The sequence below is a fragment of the Blastomonas sp. UPD001 genome (assembly GCF_003426715.1).
Classification (GTDB): Bacteria; Pseudomonadota; Alphaproteobacteria; order Sphingomonadales; family Sphingomonadaceae; genus Blastomonas.
The window spans coordinates 1-1400 of the sequence record NZ_QKVT01000146.1 but is presented as its reverse complement, the minus strand read 5'-3'; the positions used below and the strand labels follow the sequence as shown (position 1 = coordinate 1400).

General features: G+C 70.5%; 1 protein-coding gene. It reads left to right on the top strand.

Features of this window, described 5'->3' with window-relative positions; translation table 11 throughout:
* Nucleotides 1-23 precede the first annotated feature (23 nt).
* A partial coding sequence (locus DM995_RS19925) for a TonB-dependent receptor plug domain-containing protein (protein ID WP_116970808.1) occupies nucleotides 24-1400 on the top strand: 1377 nt, incomplete at its 3' end.

The window sequence follows — 1400 nt, the reverse complement described above, 5'->3', positions numbered from 1 at the left end:
CCCCCCCGGCGAAGGGGGGCGGCGTGCTCCCGCCGCAAACGGCTGTCACACAGGACGAGCTGGTCGATCGCCAGCCGCGCAGCCTTGCCGACGTGCTGCGCGGGGTCGCCGGGGTCACCGTGCGCGCCAACTCGCGCGGCGAGACGGTCGCGCGCATCCGCGGCGCGGAAGAGCGCCAGACCCAGGTGTTTCTCGATGGCGCACCGCTCGCCGTGCCCTGGGACGGGCGGGTCGATCTGGGGCTGCTGCCCGCCGGGCTGATCGGCGATGTCCGCATCACCAAGGGTGCCGCGCCGATCGAATATGGCGCCAACACCGTCGCGGGCGTGGTCGATTTCCAGACCCGGCAAAGCGCGCAGGGCAGCTTCGCGCATGTCGAAGCGGGTAGCCTCGGCTCGGGCAGTGGATCGGTGGTGCTGGCCGAGAGGATCGGCGCGATCGAGGCGACGCTGGCGGCGGGCGGGATCACCCGCGACGCCGAGCCGCTTGCTGGCCCCCTGCCCTTCGGCCAGACCTCGCGCAACCGGCGCACGAACACCGATCTCGATGCGGCGAGCCTGTTTGCGGCGATCGGAACGCAGCTGGGCGATCTCAGTCTACGCGCCTCACTGCTGCACCTGTCGGCCGAACGCGGCATCGCCCCCGAATCCGACCGACCGCCCGAAGCGGGGGTGCGATACTGGCGCTATCCCGATATCGCGCTGACCCAGGCAACCTTGAACATGGGCGTCGCGCTCAGCGACCATGCCGAGCTCAGGGCCACGGCCTGGCATCAGGATTTCGGCCAGCGCATCGCGCAATATCGCAGCGCCGGCTATGCCGCGCTGCGCCGTACACAGGTCGATGACGACGCCACCACCGGCGGCCGGATCACGCTGGCGCACCGGCTGGGTCCGCTCGACCTGCGCTGGGCGGCGTCGGTGCAATCGAGCACGCACCGGCAGGTCGAGACCGACTTTCCGTCGGCGATCGCCGGACCGCGGCTGAAATATCGACAGAATCTCTACAGCGGTGGTGTGGAGGCGGACACGCAGCTTGGCCCAGGCATTCGCGCGACGCTCGGGGCGGCCTTTGACGCAGCGGACAATCCGCTGACCGGCGACAAGCCGCGCCAGCCCTCGCTCGGCGCGGGTGCCTTTTCCTCGGCGCTGCAGTTCGATCTGGGCAGCGGCGCGCTGCTGACGGTGAGCGGCGGCAGGCGCACCCGCTTTCCCACCGCGCGCGAGCTGTTCGGCGAAGCGCTGGGCCGCTTTGCGATCAATCCGGACCTGCGGCCCGAACGGGCATGGCTCGTCGATGCCGAACTGCGCCTGTCGCGCGACGGCTTCGCACTGACGCTGAACCCGTTCCTGATCCGATCGGAAGACACCCTCGCGCAACGCGTGCTTGCCGATGGTCGC